This window comes from Flavicella sp. IMCC45668 (assembly GCF_057219105.1).
This window is the reverse complement of sequence record NZ_CM170114.1, coordinates 1431640-1450065: the sequence shown is the minus strand read 5'-3', so window position 1 is coordinate 1450065 and position 18426 is coordinate 1431640. Positions and strand designations below refer to the sequence as shown.

General features: G+C 32.9%; 18 protein-coding genes. 13 read left to right on the top strand and 5 right to left on the bottom strand.

What is annotated here, in order from left to right; genetic code table 11:
* Together AC2DZ0_RS06320 and lpxB are read left to right on the top strand one after the other, a co-directional pair.
* A complete protein-coding gene (locus tag AC2DZ0_RS06320) occupies nucleotides 1-285 on the top strand; it encodes a hypothetical protein (protein WP_484492175.1) in 285 nt (94 codons plus the stop codon).
* Nucleotide 286: 1 nt separating this feature from the next.
* The gene (gene lpxB, locus AC2DZ0_RS06315; RefSeq protein WP_484644418.1) at nucleotides 287-1396 is read left to right on the top strand and encodes a lipid-A-disaccharide synthase; all 1110 of its coding nucleotides are present in this window, start codon (nucleotides 287-289) and stop codon (nucleotides 1394-1396) included.
* A gap of 1 nt (nucleotide 1397) precedes the next feature.
* On the opposite strand, the gene AC2DZ0_RS06310 is transcribed toward lpxB, so the two are convergent.
* Nucleotides 1398-2675, bottom strand: a complete 1278-nt coding sequence (locus AC2DZ0_RS06310; protein WP_484644417.1) for an alpha/beta hydrolase — start codon at nucleotides 2673-2675, stop codon at nucleotides 1398-1400.
* Nucleotides 2676-2919: 244 nt separating this feature from the next.
* On the opposite strand from AC2DZ0_RS06310, the gene AC2DZ0_RS06305 reads away from it, so the two are divergent.
* From AC2DZ0_RS06305 to AC2DZ0_RS06260, 10 genes are all read left to right on the top strand, one after another.
* On the top strand, nucleotides 2920-3780 hold the full coding sequence (locus AC2DZ0_RS06305; protein WP_484492172.1) for a 1,4-dihydroxy-2-naphthoyl-CoA synthase: 861 nt from the start codon (nucleotides 2920-2922) through the stop codon (nucleotides 3778-3780).
* Between the two features lie 42 nt (nucleotides 3781-3822).
* The gene (purU, locus tag AC2DZ0_RS06300) at nucleotides 3823-4695 is read left to right on the top strand and encodes a formyltetrahydrofolate deformylase (protein WP_484644415.1); all 873 of its coding nucleotides are present in this window, start codon (nucleotides 3823-3825) and stop codon (nucleotides 4693-4695) included.
* 17 nt (nucleotides 4696-4712) lie between these two features.
* Nucleotides 4713-5324, top strand: a complete 612-nt coding sequence (locus tag AC2DZ0_RS06295) for a fumarylacetoacetate hydrolase family protein (RefSeq protein WP_484644414.1) — start codon at nucleotides 4713-4715, stop codon at nucleotides 5322-5324.
* Nucleotides 5325-5649: 325 nt separating this feature from the next.
* Entirely contained in the window at nucleotides 5650-6897 is a 1248-nt protein-coding gene (locus tag AC2DZ0_RS06290; RefSeq protein ID WP_484644413.1) for a competence/damage-inducible protein A, read from the top strand.
* A 76-nt stretch (nucleotides 6898-6973) separates the two neighbouring features.
* A complete protein-coding gene (gene rpmB / locus AC2DZ0_RS06285) occupies nucleotides 6974-7210 on the top strand; it encodes a 50S ribosomal protein L28 (RefSeq protein WP_300321335.1) in 237 nt (78 codons plus the stop codon).
* 28 nt (nucleotides 7211-7238) lie between these two features.
* Nucleotides 7239-7421: a 50S ribosomal protein L33 gene (gene rpmG / locus AC2DZ0_RS06280; RefSeq protein ID WP_152287890.1), complete on the top strand. Its 183-nt coding sequence runs from the start codon at nucleotides 7239-7241 to the stop codon at nucleotides 7419-7421.
* An 8-nt stretch (nucleotides 7422-7429) separates the two neighbouring features.
* Entirely contained in the window at nucleotides 7430-7582 is a 153-nt protein-coding gene (locus AC2DZ0_RS06275) for a DUF4295 domain-containing protein (RefSeq protein ID WP_300321342.1), read from the top strand.
* A 123-nt stretch (nucleotides 7583-7705) separates the two neighbouring features.
* Nucleotides 7706-8659 carry a signal recognition particle-docking protein FtsY gene (ftsY, locus tag AC2DZ0_RS06270; protein ID WP_484644411.1) on the top strand — a complete coding sequence of 318 codons (954 nt, stop codon included), beginning with the start codon at nucleotides 7706-7708 and terminating at the stop codon, nucleotides 8657-8659.
* A 125-nt stretch (nucleotides 8660-8784) separates the two neighbouring features.
* The gene (gene rimO, locus AC2DZ0_RS06265; protein ID WP_484644410.1) at nucleotides 8785-10095 is read left to right on the top strand and encodes a 30S ribosomal protein S12 methylthiotransferase RimO; all 1311 of its coding nucleotides are present in this window, start codon (nucleotides 8785-8787) and stop codon (nucleotides 10093-10095) included.
* A 9-nt stretch (nucleotides 10096-10104) separates the two neighbouring features.
* Nucleotides 10105-10878, top strand: a complete 774-nt coding sequence (locus AC2DZ0_RS06260; RefSeq protein ID WP_484644409.1) for a Dph6-related ATP pyrophosphatase — start codon at nucleotides 10105-10107, stop codon at nucleotides 10876-10878.
* Nucleotides 10879-10914: 36 nt separating this feature from the next.
* Here the strand turns inward: AC2DZ0_RS06260 and AC2DZ0_RS06255 are convergent, their stop codons facing one another.
* The gene (locus tag AC2DZ0_RS06255; RefSeq protein WP_484644408.1) at nucleotides 10915-12303 is read right to left on the bottom strand and encodes an SGNH/GDSL hydrolase family protein; all 1389 of its coding nucleotides are present in this window, start codon (nucleotides 12301-12303) and stop codon (nucleotides 10915-10917) included.
* 106 nt (nucleotides 12304-12409) lie between these two features.
* A complete protein-coding gene (locus AC2DZ0_RS06250; RefSeq protein ID WP_484644406.1) occupies nucleotides 12410-13612 on the bottom strand; it encodes an SMP-30/gluconolactonase/LRE family protein in 1203 nt (400 codons plus the stop codon).
* Nucleotides 13613-13824: 212 nt separating this feature from the next.
* On the opposite strand from AC2DZ0_RS06250, the gene bshC reads away from it, so the two are divergent.
* On the top strand, nucleotides 13825-15417 hold the full coding sequence (gene bshC / locus AC2DZ0_RS06245) for a bacillithiol biosynthesis cysteine-adding enzyme BshC (RefSeq protein ID WP_484644405.1): 1593 nt from the start codon (nucleotides 13825-13827) through the stop codon (nucleotides 15415-15417).
* 34 nt (nucleotides 15418-15451) lie between these two features.
* Here the strand turns inward: bshC and AC2DZ0_RS06240 are convergent, their stop codons facing one another.
* Nucleotides 15452-16414 carry a hypothetical protein gene (locus AC2DZ0_RS06240; RefSeq protein WP_484644404.1) on the bottom strand — a complete coding sequence of 321 codons (963 nt, stop codon included), beginning with the start codon at nucleotides 16412-16414 and terminating at the stop codon, nucleotides 15452-15454.
* Nucleotides 16415-16635: 221 nt separating this feature from the next.
* Nucleotides 16636-18423 carry a cytochrome-c peroxidase gene (locus tag AC2DZ0_RS06235; protein ID WP_484644403.1) on the bottom strand — a complete coding sequence of 596 codons (1788 nt, stop codon included), beginning with the start codon at nucleotides 18421-18423 and terminating at the stop codon, nucleotides 16636-16638.
* Between the last annotated feature and the right edge of the window lie 3 nt (nucleotides 18424-18426).

The window sequence follows — 18426 nt, the reverse complement described above, 5'->3', positions numbered from 1 at the left end:
ATGAGACAACAAAAAGAAGTACTTATCGGATTTCTTGTAGCTGTGTTTGCAACATTATCTGGGGTGTATTTGTATGTGGAATTATTTTCAGAATATGATTTCATAACTACATGGGAAATGATTCAAGATGGTGATTTGTATGGTCAAATTATTACTTTAGGAGCCGTGGCAAATATTTTTGTGTTTTTTGTGTATTTAAAAAAGAATCAAGAGAATAGGGCTAAAGGAGTTTTATTAGCAACCATACTAACTGCGTTGATTACCTTATTTACAAAATTTATATAATATGAAATATTACATCATCGCTGGGGAGGCTTCAGGAGATTTACATGCATCTAATATGATGAAGGCTTTGAAAAAAGAAGATCCGAATGCAGAATTTAGATTTTGGGGAGGTGATTTAATGCAGGGGGTTGGAGGTACCTTGGTGAAGCATTATAAAGAATTGTCCTTTATGGGGTTTGTTGAGATTTTAATGAATCTTTCCACAATTTTAGGAAATGTAAAATTTTGTAAAAATGATATTGCGGCGTATCAACCGGATGCATTGATTTTTATTGATTATTCTGGATTTAATCTAAGAATTGCCAAATGGGCAAAGCAACAAGGTTTTAAAACTAATTATTATATCTCTCCTCAAGTTTGGGCAAGTAGAGCGAAGCGTGTAATTGATATTAAAAGAGATATTGATCATATGTTTGTGATCTTACCCTTTGAAAAAGAATTTTACAATACCTATCAATATGATGTAAATTTTGTAGGTCACCCATTAATTGACGCAATTGCTGATAGGAAATTGATGGATGATAAAAGTTTTAGAGAAGAAAATAAATTAAACGAAAAGCCAATAATAGCCTTGTTGCCTGGGAGCAGAAAACAGGAGATTACAAAAATGTTATCTGTAATGTTATCTCTAGTGGAGGATTATAAAGAGTATCAGTTTGTAATTGCCGGTGCGCCAAGTCAAGATTTTGACTTTTATAAAACGTTTATTAAAACTGAAAATGTAAGTTTTGTCACAAACAGAACCTACGATTTGTTATCGGTTTCTAAAGCAGCGTTAGTAGCTTCAGGTACGGCAACGCTAGAAACAGCGTTGTTTAAAATTCCGCAAGTAGTATGTTATAAAGGAAGCAATATCTCTTATCAAATAGCAAAAAGGATTATAACACTAAAGTTTATTTCTTTGGTTAATCTAATTATGGATAAAGAAGTTGTGAAAGAGTTGATTCAGAACGATTTTAACAAGAAAAATTTAAAGTTAGAATTTGAAAAAATAATCGGTGGTACAACCAGAGATGAACTGTTAAACAATTATACAATTCTTGAAGAAAAACTTGGTGGTGCGGGGGCTTCAGCCAAGGTAGCAAAAATGATTTACGAATTGAATAAGTAAATTATTCATTTTCTGGCTCAGTCACATTGTCCCCCGTTTCTTCTGTAACTTCATCGTTTTCAATAGGATCTTCTTCTTCTAATTCTTCTTCTGTTATTGGTGCGTTCAGCGCTTCTTCTTCAAGTTTCTGAAGCGATAATACCCTTTTTATGTTCATAAAATATCCTATGCTTTTCGGAGAGCTTTCAGGTATTTTGGCATAACCTTTTTTGTATTCCAATAAGGCCTCGTCATATTCTTTAGATTTTTCATAAAACTGACCATTATAATAATTTCCAAGTGGACTTGTAGGGTGAACTTTCAAAGCCAGTTCTCCATATTCTAATAAATGTTTTCCTTCTTCTTGGTCTAGAACTATAGATTCTAAGCGTACAAAGTCATCAATGCGAATCGGAATTTTTTCTCCAAATAAATATTCTATGTTTTCGTATTTATACTGTAGGTATTCCATCGCAGCAAGGGGAGATAAATAGGAAATATTTTTTTCAAATTCTTCATCGTCAATAGGAGAATACATAGAGAAAATATATTCCTGCGCACTTGCAATTGCCTGTGGGGTGCTTATTAAATTATTTGTCTTTTTAAAATTCTCAAATCGATAATTGAAATAAACATTAGAAACTCCCATCATTCCAACATCTGTAGCGTTGATAGTTTCGAGTTTTTTTTGCTCTGTATTATTTCCATGAGACATATAATAGTAAGTGTCGTCTCCCTTGATTTGTCCAGCGTAGTTTTTCATGTATTCAGGCATGTCCGGAGCAAGGTCTGGGTTGATTGCGATATAACCAGTGAATAGCGGTTTATTATCAAAAATAAAATAGTTAATAAAGTTTGCCGTTAAATCATTTGCTACAACCGTTTTAAAAGAGGCAATTCTATATTCGCTTTTAATTCTTGGAATTAATTCTTCTTTGATGAAATTTAAAGTATTCATACTGTTTTCATGTGGAAAACTGTTGAGGATGTTAAAACCATAATCTCTCGACTTATTAGAATTTGCAAAATGGGTTATTCCAAGAATGATTTGTTTTGGAACGGCTTTGTTTTTTGAAAACAGTTTTGCGTCGGCTACATAGGAATCAAAAAGAGTTTCTGAATCAATGACCAACGTTAAAGGATAACGCTGTCTGCTTTCTTTGTAGTCTTCTGGAATATAAATTTTAACAACTTTTATTTCATTCAGATAAGTACTATGAATGTCTATTGCAGTTATTTCTTGAGCGAAAAATTTTAATGAAAGAAATAAAAATAGAGAAAATAGAATGTTTTTTTTCATAAAAGAAGGCATCGCAGTTTTTGTTTTCGAATGTACAACATATTTCGTTTTTTGCTGTGATAGAAAATCAATTTAAAAAGTTTCTCGTCACTAGCATTCGATGGTGACAAATTTACATATTATACTATGTTAACGAAGAAAAAATGAAAATGTTTTTTAGAAACAGTTCATGTTATAAAATTTAATCCAAAGCTTTCCCTGTTTTTTTCAATAGTTATATATTTACATCCAAAAAATAAGAGAGATGACACAAGCAAATTGGCAACCTGTAAAGCCTTCAAGCCATTTAGGAGAAGCATATACTGATATTACTTATAATAAATCTGGCAACGTTGCCAGAATAGCATTTAATAGACCCAATGTAAGAAATGCGTTTCGCCCAAGAACAACTTCTGAATTATATGATGCGTTTTACAATGCTCAAGAAGATAATGATATAGGTGTTATTTTATTGTCTGCAGAAGGTCCTTCAACAAAAGATGGAGTATATTCTTTTTGTTCAGGTGGAGATCAATCTGCACGTGGTCATAAAGGTTATGTTGGAGAAGATGGTTCGCATCGTTTGAATATTCTTGAAGTACAACGTTTGATCCGTTTTATGCCTAAGGTTGTGATTGCTGTAGTCCCTGGTTGGGCAGTAGGTGGAGGTCATAGTTTACATGTGGTATGTGATTTGACATTAGCCAGTAAAGAACATGCTATTTTTAAGCAAACCGACGCAGATGTTACTAGTTTTGACGGTGGTTATGGGTCTGCTTATCTAGCCAAAATGGTTGGACAGAAAAAAGCGAGAGAAATATTTTTCTTGGGAAGAAATTATTCTGCACAAGATGCCTATGAAATGGGGATGGTTAATGCTGTGATTCCTCATGATGAATTAGAGGATACAGCCTATGAGTGGGCTCAAGAAATTCTGGAAAAATCACCGATGTCTATAAAAATGCTGAAGTTTGCGATGAATTTAACAGATGATGGTATGGTTGGTCAGCAAGTTTTTGCGGGTGAAGCAACTCGTTTGGCATACATGACAGATGAAGCAAAAGAAGGACGAAATGCGTTCTTAGAGAAAAGGAAACCTAACTTCGATAAAAAATATATAGTGTAAGAATAAAATCTTAATACTTAACAAACCTAAAGGCTAAAATAAATGAAACCACAAATAGTTACATTTTTAATTAAATGTCCGGATCAAAAAGGGATTATTGCCAAATTGACTCACTTTTTTTATCAAGAAGGATTTAATATTGTAAGTTCTCAGCAATATACAAATGAGGAAGAACAACGATTTTTTATGAGACTAAGAGTTGCTTCTGATGCCTCGGTTGTATTGAGTAAAGATCAGCTAGAAGAACGTTTTGCTCGTTTGGCAGAGGCCTATCAAATAACATGGAGTGTTGATTATGGGCGTAAAAAGCAAAAGGTAGCTATTATGGTATCGCATACAAGTCATAATTTATATGATTTGTTACATAGACATAAAGAAGGTAAATTACTGTGTGATGTGAAAATGGTGGTTAGTAACCATGAAAAATTAAAGCCTGTAGCAGATATGTTTGGAATTCCTTTTCATTATTTACCGGTAAATAAGGAAACGAGAAAAGAGCAGGAGAGAGATTTAATTTCATTATTCGATAGCAATCAGATTGATTTAATTGTAATGGCACGCTATATGCAAATATTGACGAATGATTTTATAAATCATTATCCTAGCAAAATAATTAATATCCATCATTCGTTTTTACCTGCTTTTCAAGGAGCGAATCCATATAGGAGGGCCTATGAACGTGGTGTTAAATTAATTGGAGCTACCGCACATTATGCAACAGAAGAGTTAGATGAAGGACCTATTATTGAACAAGGAGTAGAAAGGGTAACTCATGAGAGTTCTGCTGATTCGTTGAAAAAAATAGGAGCTGATATAGAGACTATGGTCTTGGCTAGAGCCGTTGGTTGTCATTTAAACAATCAGATAATTGTGGATGGAAACAAGGCAATTGTTTTTCCAATGACGGGTGAGTAAAAACGAAATTTAAAGCGATGAAAATTATTTGTATTGGCAGAAATTATGCAAAACATATTGCAGAATTAAAAAATGAGAAAACAGAAGAGCCTGTGTTTTTTTTAAAACCGGATTCGGCAATACTTCCGAAAAAGATGCCGTTTTTTATTCCCACTTTTTCTAATGAAGTGCATTATGAGGTTGAAGTTTTGGTGAAGATTAACAAAGTTGGAAAACATATCAGTCCTAAATTTGCTCATAAATACTATGATGAAGTTGGATTAGGTATAGATTTTACAGCACGGGATGTACAAAAAAGTTGTAAAGAAAAAGGATTGCCTTGGGAAAAAGCAAAGGCTTTTGACGGAAGCGCGGTGATGGGAGAATTTGTTGCTAAAGAAACATTAGGTGATTTACAGAATCTTCCTTTTTCTATGAAAAAAAATGAAAGCACTGTGCAGGAAGGAAATACAAATGAAATGATTTGGGAAATTGATGAGTTGATTTCATATGTGTCGCAGTATTTAACCTTAAAAAAAGGGGATGTTATTTTTACAGGTACACCGGCCGGTGTTGGAGCTGTTGCAGAAAATGATATTTTAATTGGAGAGCTCGATGGGAAAAAGAGTTTTGAAGTGAAAATAAAATAAAAAAACGCCTAACGTCTGTTAGGCGTTTTTTTTTGAAGGAATAGTTAGCTTGTGAATCTAAATATTACAAAACCTTGTTTGTTTTCTTTGGATTTGCAAATGAGAGGTTTTGAAGAAAAGACTTTTAACAGTATGTATGTTGGCAGAAATATATTTTAGAATACTCATGTGTGTTTTAAGTAAGTAAAAAAGACTTTTGGAATTGACTTGAAGATTAAGATGGATACTGAAGAAAAATGCCTTAATATTAAAGAAGTTTCTTGAGGTAAAGTTCTATAAATGAACTAGACTTCTGTATTTTTGTAGCTCTAAAAAAGGATAGAATTTGAAAGTAGAAATAATTACCATTGGCGATGAAATTTTAATTGGTCAAATTGTAGATACCAATTCTCAATGGATGGCCAAAGAATTGAATAAGATTGGAGTGTCAGTGCACCAAGTAACCTCTATTCAAGATGATGAAGAGCATATTTTAAACGCTTTAAAAGCTGCGCAGAATAGGGTAGATGTGGTTTTGGTAACCGGTGGTTTAGGACCAACAAAAGACGATATTACAAAACATACATTTGCTAAATATTTCTCTGATGAACTGGTTTTGAACGATGCGGTAGTAAACCATGTAAAAAGTATGTTTTCAAAACGAAATATTCCTTTTTCAGAATTGAACCGGTTACAAGGATTGGTCCCTTCAAAGTGTAAGGTTTTACCTAATGAATTAGGGACTGCGCCAGGAATGCTTTTCGAAGAAAACGAAACCATTTTTGTCAGTATGCCAGGAGTTCCTTTTGAAATGAAGGGATTGATGACAAACCAAGTTTTACCATTTCTAAGAAACAAATTTACGCTACCCTATATTCAACATAAGGCTATTATTACTTACGGAATTGGAGAAAGTGCTCTAGCAGAAAAATTAGAAACTTGGGAAGAGGAGCTACCTGAAATGCTAAGTTTGGCGTATCTGCCATCACCAGGGAAGGTGAAATTAAGAATTTCAGGAAAAGGTTTTGAAAAGGAAGTGGTAGAAATTACAATTGATACGGAAGTTGGGAAATTACAAAAGCTCTTAGGGGATTTGATTGTTGGCTATGAAGATGATCAAAGTATCGTGGAGCTTATAGCTTCTTTGTTAAAGAATAGTAATAAAACTTTGGGAGTTGCAGAAAGTTGTACTGGGGGGTATTTGACTGCTTTATTAACGGAAAAACCTGGTGCATCAGCCTTCTTTAAAGGCTCTTTGGTAGCTTATACAAAAGAGATGAAAATTAGAGAATTAGAGGTTCAGTCAAGTACTATTGAACAGTTTTCGATAGTGAGTACTCAAGTGGCGGAAGAGATGGCTTTTGGCATGTTGAAAAAACACAATACGGATTATGCAATTGCTACTACCGGAAATGCCGGACCAACAACGGATGAGACAGATAAATCAGTTGGTGTGGTTTGTGTTGCAATAGCATCAAATTCAGGGGTTTATTCAGAGGAATTTAATTTTGGAAAACCAAGAGAAAAGGTAATTCATAGAAGTTCTAACAAAGCTTTGGAACTTTTAAGAAAAGAAATTATAAAAAACTATTGAAAAATGTTTGGTGGTATCTAGAATTAATCGTTAATTTGCACCTCGTTTAGAAAATAACAATAAAAGAGTTTTAAAGATGTCTAGAGTTTGTGAACTTACAGGAAAAAAAGCAATGGTAGGAAACAATGTTTCTCATGCATTGAATAGAACAAAAAGAAAATTCAACGCTAATTTAATTACAAAGCGTTTTTTCATACCAGAAGAAGATAAATGGATTACATTAAAAATATCTACTTCTGCATTAAAAAATATCAATAAAGTTGGTATTTCAGCAGCATTAAAAGAAGCTAGAGCAAAAGGATTTATAAAATAATCTTTTTTCTTATAAATTATATATAGAGATGGCAAAAAAAGGAAATAGAATTCAGGTAATTTTAGAATGTACTGAGCACAAAGCTACTGGGAAACCAGGTACTTCTAGATACATCACGACTAAGAATAAAAAAAATACTCCTGATAGAATGGAATTGAAGAAATTCAACCCAATCTTGAAGAAGATGACTGTTCACAAAGAAATTAAATAAGGTAAGACATGGCAAAGAAATCAGTAGCAACGTTACAGACAGGTTCGAAAAGATTGTCTAAAGCTATCAAAATGGTAAAATCTCCAAAAACAGGAGCTTATACATTTGTTGAAGCAATTATGGATCCTTCTAAAGTGAAAGACTTTTTAGCTAAAAAGTAATTTGCTTATATAAGATATTTAAAGCTACTTTCAATTTGTTGGAAGTAGCTTTTCTTATTTAATATTATTACGTAATTTTGAATCAATTGCGAATCAGAAAATTGAATTCACTAACATTATTTTATGAGCTTTTTTAAAAAGATTTTTTCAAAAGAAAAAAAAGAAACTTTAGATAAAGGATTAGAAAAAACAAAAACTAGTTTTTTTGAAAAGTTGACCACTGCAGTAGCAGGTAAATCTACAGTAGATGCCGATGTATTAGATGATCTAGAAGAGGTGCTTATTGCATCAGATGTAGGAGTTGAGACAACATTGAAAATAATTGAAAGAATTGAAACTCGTGTAGCAAAGGACAAATATGTTGGTACCAATGCGTTAAACGAAATTCTAAGAGAAGAAATTGCAGGTTTACTTTCTGAAACAAATCTTGGTAATGAAACAGAATTTTCGATTCCTGAAACTAACAAACCTCATGTGATTATGGTAGTTGGTGTGAATGGCGTAGGGAAAACTACAACGATCGGAAAGCTATCGGCCCAATTTAAAAAACAAGGTAAAAAAGTTGTTTTAGGGGCAGCAGATACATTTAGAGCAGCAGCTATTGATCAGTTACAGGTATGGGCTGATAGAGTTGAGGTGCCTATTGTGCGTCAAGAAATGGGATCAGATCCGGCATCTGTTGCATTTGATACGTTAAAATCTGCGGTTGCGCAAAATGCAGACGTTGTAATTATTGATACGGCTGGTAGGTTGCATAATAAAGTTAACTTAATGAATGAGTTGACTAAAATTAAAAAGGTAATGCAGAAAGTGGTTTCAGATGCTCCTCATGAAGTGTTATTGGTGTTAGATGGTTCTACAGGACAAAATGCTTTTGAGCAGGCAAAACAATTCACCTTGGCTACTGAGGTTAGTTCCTTAGCTGTAACTAAGTTGGACGGTACTGCAAAAGGAGGAGTCGTAATTGGTATTTCAGATCAATTCAAAATTCCAGTGAAATATATCGGAGTTGGTGAGGCCATTGACGATTTACAAGTCTTTAATAAAGTTGAATTTGTAGATTCTTTCTTTAAATAGAAAATTTATAAAGTGAATATAAAAGAGTGCCTAATGGCGCTCTTTTTTTTGTTTATAGGTTTCTATAATTATTGTCTTAAATCTTATTTGTAATGAGTATTTTTGCAGTCTAAAATATCAAATCAATGAGAACGAAGTCTTCAAAGCAAAATAAAATCAATGTAGTAACTCTTGGATGCTCAAAAAATGTATATGATTCTGAGGTGTTAATGGGACAGTTGAAAGCTAATGACAAAGAAGTTGTGCATGAGGATGCCAATGATGATGGGAATATTGTGGTAATCAATACCTGTGGTTTTATTGGTAAAGCGAAGGAAGAATCTGTAAATACGATTTTACATTATGCTGAAAAAAAGGCTGAAGGTTTGGTTGATAAGGTATTTGTTACGGGGTGTTTGAGTGAAAGGTATAAGCCAGATCTAGAGAAAGAAATCCCTGATGTGGATGAGTATTTTGGTACGCATGATTTGCCAAATTTATTGAAAGTTTTAGAAGCTGACTATAAACATGAACTGATTGGTGAGCGTTTGACAACAACTCCTAAACATTATGCTTATCTAAAGATAGCAGAAGGGTGTGATAGACCTTGTTCTTTTTGTGCAATTCCTATCATGAGAGGTAAGCACAGATCAACTCCAATTGAAGAATTGGTCATTGAAGCTACTAAATTGGCTGAGAAAGGAATCAAAGAATTAATTTTGATTGCCCAAGACTTGACTTATTATGGGTTAGATATTTATAAAAAGCGTGAGTTAGCGGGATTGTTAAAAGAATTAGTAAAAGTAGAGGGCATTGAATGGATTCGTTTGCATTATGCGTTTCCTGCAGGGTTTCCATTAGACGTGTTGGACGTCATGAGAAATGAACCTAAAGTTTGTAATTATTTGGATATACCGCTACAGCATATCAATACTGAAATTTTACAATCAATGCGCCGTGGGACAACTCATGAAAAAACGGTAAATCTAATTAACGAATTCCGTAAGGAAGTACCAGAAATGGCAATTAGAACTACATTAATAGTTGGGTATCCTGGTGAAACTGAAGAGATTTTTGAAGAATTAAAGCAATGGGTGATTGATTCAAGGTTTGATAGATTAGGAGCATTTGCTTATTCTCATGAAGAAAATACGCATGCGGGTACGTTGAATGATGATGTGCCTGAAGATGTGAAAGAGGCACGAGTTGCAGAAATTATGGAAATTCAATCTCAGATTTCATTTGAGTTAAATCAGGAAAAGGTTGGTAAAACGATCAAATGTTTGTTCGATAAAAAAGATGGGAATTATTTCATTGGTAGAACTGAATTTGACTCACCAGATGTAGATAATGAAGTATTGATAGACGCAACTAAGCATTATGTTCAAGTTGGACAGTTTGTAAACGTAAGAATTACTGAAGCTGGAGATTTTGATTTATACGGAGAGCCTGTTTAAGTTGTAAAGATGAAAAAAGCCTATTTTAACTGGAGTACCGGAAAAGATTCTGCGTTGGCCTTGTATAAAATTACGCAAGCAAAAGATTTTGAAATAGGTACATTATTGACCAATATTAATGGAGAGTTTGGTCGTGTTTCAATGCATGGTCTTAGAGAGGAATTGTTGGATAAGCAAGCCGAGTTGATTGGATTGCCTTTGCAGAAAATTCATTTTCCAGGAGATGTGACCATGTCTTTATATGATAAAATCATGAAGGAGGCAATGGAGGACATCTTAAAATCAGACTACAAACATGCTGTTTTTGGTGATATTTTTTTAGAGGATTTAAAAGCTTACAGGGATAAAAAGCTGAGTGAAGTTGGAATAGAAGGGGTATATCCTTTATGGAAAATAGATACAAAAGCTTTGTTGAAGGAGTTTTTAGAGTTAGGTTTTAAGGCTATTACAGTTTGTGTAAATGCCAAACTCTTGGATGAAAGTTTCGTAGGAAGAGAGATAACTGAACAGTTTATTGCTGATTTACCTGATGAAGTTGATGTGTGTGGTGAAAATGGAGAGTTTCACACGTTTGTTTTTGATGGACCAATTTTTTCCAAACCGGTTCCGTTTGAAATTGGAGAAAAAGTTCTTAGAACCTACAAAGCAAATACGGATACCTCAGATGATAATTGTGGGAATTTCTCCAAGGATAAAGACCAAAATTGTTACAAAGAAAAGAAAGATCAATCGTCTTGGGATACCGGCTTTTGGTATTGTGATTTATTGCTGAAAAAGGAATAGATTTGTATTGAAATAGTTGGTTTTTTAACGAAGGAACTAAGGTGATTCATTTATAACCAATAATTTGTATCTATGTGTTTTTGGTGTATTCATAGCGTAAATTTTAAAACGTATTTCTTCTAACTGTTTACATAGATCATCCTTTTTTTCAACAACCTCGAAATATCGATTGGTGGTTTTGATCATGTAATTATACCAACTTTTTCCTTTTTGTTTTGCAACCAAATTTTTAAGATAACTTTTTTTGGATTCAAGATCATTCGTGCCATTATAGTCTTTTAAGTTTTTATAGTCAATGAGTCCGATGATTCGTAAGTCTCCATTTATTTTATGGTAACGTTTACATAATACGGCTATATCTTTTGCTTGAATGCTTTGTGGTGTGTTCGTATAGTTGCTCAAATTAATTCCATGTTGGAGTTGTTTTGAAGTAAAGGATCCAATTTTAATTTTATCGATGGTCAATTGATAGGTTCCCTTTTTAAGTTGCGTTATTTTTAAAATTTCTTGATTGTAATTTTTAGTAAAATCGACAAGTTGTTCGGCTGCTTTATAATTTTTTGTTAGGGGAAATGGAAGCGAATTATTGTTGACCATGAATGTCAAATTAATTGAGTCAGGTAACATTGTAACTGCTGAGTTTTTAACCGAAATTAATTTTCTTTTTTTTGCGTTAATTTTTATTTCAGAAATTTTATTGGGTGTTTCAATACTATTTAGAATAGTATGCATCATAATAAAATGGCCTGTATCACCTGGATGCACTCTATCTTGACTTATTATTGTTTTTGATGGATTTTTTTTCTGAACAAGTTTGTTAATACGAAGCATCTCTGGTTGAAGGTCAACGAGCAAAGCATCATGTTTTTTAGCTAATTTTCTAATATGGATCGAACATTTTTCAAGGGCATCATTCACTCCGATATTATTTGTACAATCAATTTTTGCAGTTTGGTCATATATGGAAGGAGTCAAGAAAATCGGAATAATTCCGTTTTCTATTATAATATTCCCAAGTTTTTCTGTTTTTATATAGTAGTTTTCTAGTGCTTTTTGACGTTTCTTTAAAAGATTGTCCGTAATTTTTAAATCGGGATTATATAAATATTGTTGCACATCGTTCATACCTACCATTAGAAAGGCATAATTTGGCTTATGAATTAAGATATCTGATTCAAATCGCTCAAGCATACCATCCGCAACATCACCAGAAATACCACAATTAATATATTTTAAATGTATGTTGGGGTGTCTTGTAGCAAAATAGGTTTGCAGTAACATATGATATCGTCCATCCTGTGTAATGCTATTGCCAATAAAACATATGGTCTTCCTATTATTAAACTTTGGTGCTATTTGAGAAAAGCAACAATGAATTGAGATTATAAATAAGAAGGTGAATAGTGTTTTGAGTGTGATTTTCATAAACTAGGTTTGAATACTCAAAAATAGCTTTATTGCAAATCGATTCGAATTTGAAATGGTTTTATTTGGAACACATATGAGCGTTTATCATTAACGTACTTGTTGGTTAGTTTATGATGATATTTCTATTTATAAAATTGCCTTGTTTGGTTTTAAGAGAGACAATATAGACTCCTTTATCAATAGTAGGATTGAGTTCTAATTCTAATATATTCCCTTTAATGGAATGTTTTTTAGGCATTAAATATTTCCCTAAATTATTGTAAATGGAGATGTTTTCTATTTGTGAATTTCCAATATTGATATTGGTTTTATAGTTTGAGGTAGGGTTAGGAAAAAAATGATTCATGGCGTTGTTTTTTAGCAGGCTCTTGACAGATAAATCTTCTGATGCTGGTAAATCAAATGGATGATGAAAACCAAAAGAGTCAGAGGCCTCATCAAAAATAGTTACTTTATAAACCTCGTTCCAACCAGTAACGTATAACGTTTTTTTATCGCTACCTCCAAATACCATATTGGTTGTTTTGGTAGGAAAGTTGATTGTACCGGTTTGTGTTCCTTGCTTATTGAAAACTTGAATGGTAGCCTTTGACGATACGTATAGATTTTCATCAGAGTCCAACGCCATTCCATCCGCTCTAGATAGACTATCTCCATCATTGTTATTTGTTAAAGTTGCAAAAACATGCTTACTACTCAAATGTCCGGTTTGTGAGTCAATATCGTATTTGAAGATGTTATAGGATTGTGAGTCGTTCACAAATAAGTGCTGCCCGTCATTAGAAATCAAAACTCCGTTTGGGTATAGGTATCCGGTTCCATCATCTACAATGGTTAAAATGCCATCATGTGTAATATAATAAACTCTTCTTGCGGGTTGGTAGGGTGAATTACTCCCAGAAGGGTCAGTAAAGTAAACCCCACCTTTAGCATCTATACATAAATCATTCACATTGTCAAAACGAGTACCATTATATCCTTCACTTAAATACTCAATAAAAGTACCTGATGTAGTGCGTCTAGAAATTTTTCCTGCACTAAATTCACATATTACTAGATCTTTGTTTGAGTCAAACATGAGACCGTTTGGTTTGGTATTCATTGTAAACGCTAGTTCAAATGTGTTGTCAATCGTAGAATATTTATAAACTTTGAAATCATTTAAATCCGAAAAATAAATATACTCAGTTCCATCCCAAGCCGGACCTTCTAAGAATTTATAATTATGAGTACTTATTTTGATAGGAGTCTGACCAATGGCAATTGAACAGAAGCACAAAAGGATTAGAGAAAAAATGTTTTTCATAGCGTTTTTGACTAAAATTATTTTTGGCTGCAAGAAATTAAAATAGGGAATTGAAAACTTCGTCAGGATTATCTTTTGGTGCTACCGCATTACCTTATGAATTTCATTTATCAACTAGGTTTAGTATCAATAAGTTTGTTTATTTTAGCTTTTAACTGTTAGGTTGTTCTTGTAAACCGACATATAGTTTTAATAATTAGATTTTCTATTGCATGCCGAATACATATATTCCTTATAAGTCCACAGGATATTTTTCTACTTTAATGGTTGACTATCTAGACAGGAAAGATTCTGTGAAAAATTTATATGGAAATTTTCCAAATTTAGATGGTTTCCAAAAACAGATAGAGCAGAAAAGCGAGCAATTTAGTTTGAATTCAAGAGAAATATTGGTTTCTAGCTTAAAAAAGCAATATGTAGATACAAAAGTGTCAGAGTTGACACTAGATCATATAGACTCCTTAAAGATGCCAAATTCTTTTACAATCGTTACGGGGCATCAATTAAACTTGTTTACAGGTCCACTATATTTTCTTTATAAAATAGTGAGTACTCTGAATTTATCGAAAAAATTAAAAGAGGAATTTCCTGAGAAAAATTTTGTCCCTGTTTATTGGATGGCAACGGAAGATCATGATTTTGAAGAGATAAATCACTTTTTTGTAAAGAGTGAAAAAGTAAGTTGGGAGATTGAAAGTTCTGGACCGGTGGGTAGAAAAAGAATACAAAATTTTGATAAAGTATTCGAATTGTTTTCTGAAGTATTGGAGAATAGGCAATCATCAAAATATTTGAGAGACTTGTTTTATAATGCTTATTTGAAAAATAATTGTTTAACTGAAGCAACTCGATTTTTGGTAAATGAATTGTTTGGTGAATTCGGATTAGTTATTGTAGATGGTGATGACAAAGCATTGAAGCAAGAATTTATTCCTTATGCAAAGAGAGAGTTAGAGGATAGTTATGCTAAAAATGCAACAAAGAGTACAAATGAATTTTTAGAGAGTAATTATAAGTTACAGGTAAACCCAAGGGATATTAATTTGTTTTATATTGAGAATGAACTTAGGGAGCGTGTTGTTTTTGAGGACGGGGTGTATAAAATTAACAATACTGATAAAACTTTTACAAAGGAAGGGATTATTAAGGAATTAGAATGCTCTCCAGAAAAATTCAGTCCGAATGTAATTATGCGTCCTTTATATCAAGAAGTAGTTTTACCAAACCTCTGTTATATTGGAGGAGGGGGAGAGCTTGCCTATTGGTTTCAATTAAAAAATCTATTTAATGCTTCTGAGGTTGTTTTTCCAATACTTTTATTGAGAAATTCGGTAATGATAGCGTCGGAAAAGCAAGGGAAAAAAATAGAAAAATTGAACCTTAGTTATGAGGATTTATTTCTAAAGCAAACTGCGTTAATTGAAAAAGTAGTTCGAGAGTGTTGTAAATTAGATTTAAACTTGTCAAAAGAAAAAGAGCTTTTGAATAATTTATTTAAAGGCTTAAGGCCTATTGCAGAGCAAACGGATATTAGCTTTTTGGGGGCTCTTGAGGCGCAACAAAAAAAGCAACTAAAAGGATTACAGAATCTTGAGAAAAGGCTTTTAAAAGCTGAGAAAAGGAAATATTTAGATGTAACAAATAGGGTAAAAGAAATTCAAGATGCATTATTCCCACGTCAGGGGTTACAAGAAAGAAATAGTAATTTCACTGAGTTTTACGAAGAGTATGGAGCATCGTTAATTCAGTCTTTATTACAGGAGTTAGATCCTTTAAGAATGGATTATACTATATTAGAATTATAAAAAAAAAGCGACTGTGAAGTCGCTTTTTTTATTTTTATTTACAAGCACTTTGTGCAGCGGTATTTGAAATTTCGTTAATTACCGTATTGTTGTTTTTGTATTTGTTTAAATCTACAAATAAAATTCTATCGATATAAAATCCTAAAGATCTTCCGGTGATAATAAGTTTGTATGTTTGGTTTGCCTTAAAATTATATACAGCAAAAGGTCTGTTATAGTGAGGAATATCGGTGCTTGCGTTATGAGTATCCAATCTCATGTTATTGACCCAACTAACGTTAGACGCTCCATAAAATTTAGTGTTATTTTTTAAAAGCCATGTTTTGGTATCAGGGAGTACGTTTTTAGAGTCATAATCTTCAATACATGGATTTGGTTCTCCTGGAGTAAAAGTGGCTCCATCAAGCCCTTCAACTCTAATAAAGCAGTCATTGTGTTTGTCCCCTTCTTCGTTTAGCTTTTTAAAAGATCTAAGGTAAAGTCGATAAATTCCAGCATTTTTAATTTCAAAAGTATATTCTAATGGCGAGACTTTTTCAGGGTCATTCCAGCTAAGCCAGGTTCCTGTGTAATGTATATAGCCTGTTCCTTTATGATCTGTAATTTCTTTTGTTTCGTGTATCGTGGAAGTCCAACTCTTTCTACCAATTAAGGTCTCATTGCTAAAAGACCAAAGATTTAAGTCAGATTTTGTGTTTTCCGCTTCCATCACAACAATTCCATTTTCTTCGGTAAAAATGTCACATTTATTTTCTATAGGTGTTGTATTGGTGTCAATAATAGGAAAGGCAACTTGACTAACGTCATCGCATACTGGGGGTAAAGTAACTACAGGTTGCTCCTCTTCTGGTTCTTCTTCTTCAATTGGGGTCTCTTCTTCATTTGCTTCTTTTTCTGTTTCCTCTGTTTCAACAATGTTCTCCGCAGAATCGGAAGAACAGTCAGACATTATAAGACCTAGAAATAGCGTGGCAATGATTGTGAATTTTAGTTTCATTTGGGTTTTTGGTTTGATTAGTTATGACTAAGATATATAGAGTGCCCTTCAAAATGAAACGAATTACTGTAGCGTATGTTTTTAATCAAGAATTATATGTGTTTATTTTCTATGGAGTTAACTTTTGTCTAGATTCTGAATAGTCTTGTTGGTTTAAAAAAAAGTTCAGCAATACTTTTGAGTCGTAAAACTCATCGTATTGCTGAATTAGATTTTCAGATTTATTGATCAGAAAGTGTTTTTAAAAATGCAATAATGTCTTTTATTTCTTTTTCTGATAAATCTAAATTATCAAAAGGTAATGTCTGATGAGGAACATCAAAACCTAAACCAGCTCCACCTCCTTGATTGTAAAAGTCCAACACTTCTTCAAGAGTGTTATAAATGCCATTATGCATATACGGTGCTGTTAAAGCTATGTTTCTTAGGGTTGGAGTTTTAAAAGCTCCTTTTCTTTCCTCAGTATGAAAAATGGTATATCTCCCTAAATCTGTATCTAGTTTTTGATTTTTGTTTGATCTTGGGACTCCGATTATTTCCAATTCAGATTCATTGAAGTTTGGTGGTACTGTACCATTAAATAAAGGGGGGAAGTGGCAGGTTGCACAAGCCGATTTCCCCATAAAAAGATTAAAACCTTTTTTCTCCGCTTCTGTTAAATTGCTTTCAGTTTTGTTAATGTTATTATCAAATCTTGAGTTGAACTTATTTAAGGTTCTAACATAGGATGCAATGGCATGACGTATATTTTCATCAGTAGCGCTTTTAGTGTATAAACTATCAAATCTAGCTTTGTAGTATGGGTTGATAGAAACAATATTTTCAAGTGTTTCTAAATTAGAATCGAATTCATTGTGGTTTGTAACAACTCCCACAATTTGTCCTTCTAAACTACCTGCTCGGTTATCGTAGAAAAATGCTTTTTGCAAGCCAGCATATGCAATAGTTGGCGTGTTTCTTATTTGATTTCGGTCAAATGTTTTTCTTCCATCGGCAAAGCCTTTTTCTTTGATATGGCATGTGGCGCATGACATATTTTTGGTGGTAGATAAATTTTTATCATGGAATAATTCTTTACCCAATGCAACTTTATCAGTCAAATAGATGGTATCACTATTATGGTCCGAGAAGTAGTTGATATTGAACATCTCTTCGCTGAATAAGGAATTAAATTCGTTTTGGGTAGCCAATGAAAATGGAAAAGTAACTTGCCAATCCGTAGCGGTTTTGTTCCAAAGTTCTAGTTGCTTATTTGTATGGTTTTTAATGAAATTGAAACGGTCAAAATCATCAAAATCTTCAGATAATAATTTTTGTGATTTTTGAATTTCATGCAACCATTCATTATAAATTTCAATATGGACAAAACGTTCTTTGTATAACGCAATAATATGTGAAACACTTTGATAAACTAAAGTAGATTCTTTTAAAGATTGCCCAAGAACTGGAGAGTCAAAATTAGTCAAACCTGTCGTAGCAATTCTTAATACAGCATCACGTATTAGCCATAAAAGGTTATGGTCTTTAAGTTTTATGTGTGTGTTTTGGTAAATAAATTTAATTCTATCACTTGTTTGTTTTGAGGTGATAAAAATCTGCTTGTCTTTTGGGGAATCGCCAAAAAGGTTTTCTTCAATTACTTGAAAACCAATAGGGGGTCTGACTTTGATATCCGTTGCATCCTCTTCCTGAATTCGTAATAAATTAGGGGAGTTTAAAGTTTTGTAATTTTCTTTATCTAGGTAGGATAATATGGGTTCTGAAAGTTTGAAATATTTTCGAGCTTGTAAGTAATATTCTTTGTTTCGATGCGTGCTTTCTGTTGATTGGATGCTATCTAAATATAAAAAACTTTTTTTAAGATGAGCTTTGTAATAGGTTTCTAAATTTAATATTGGGTTAGATTTGATGGGTTGATGATTTGATTTTTCTTCTTTGCAAGCGCTATTGATAAATAGCAAAAGACATACACAGATTGTGTATGTCTTTTTGATAATTGAATGATTCATATA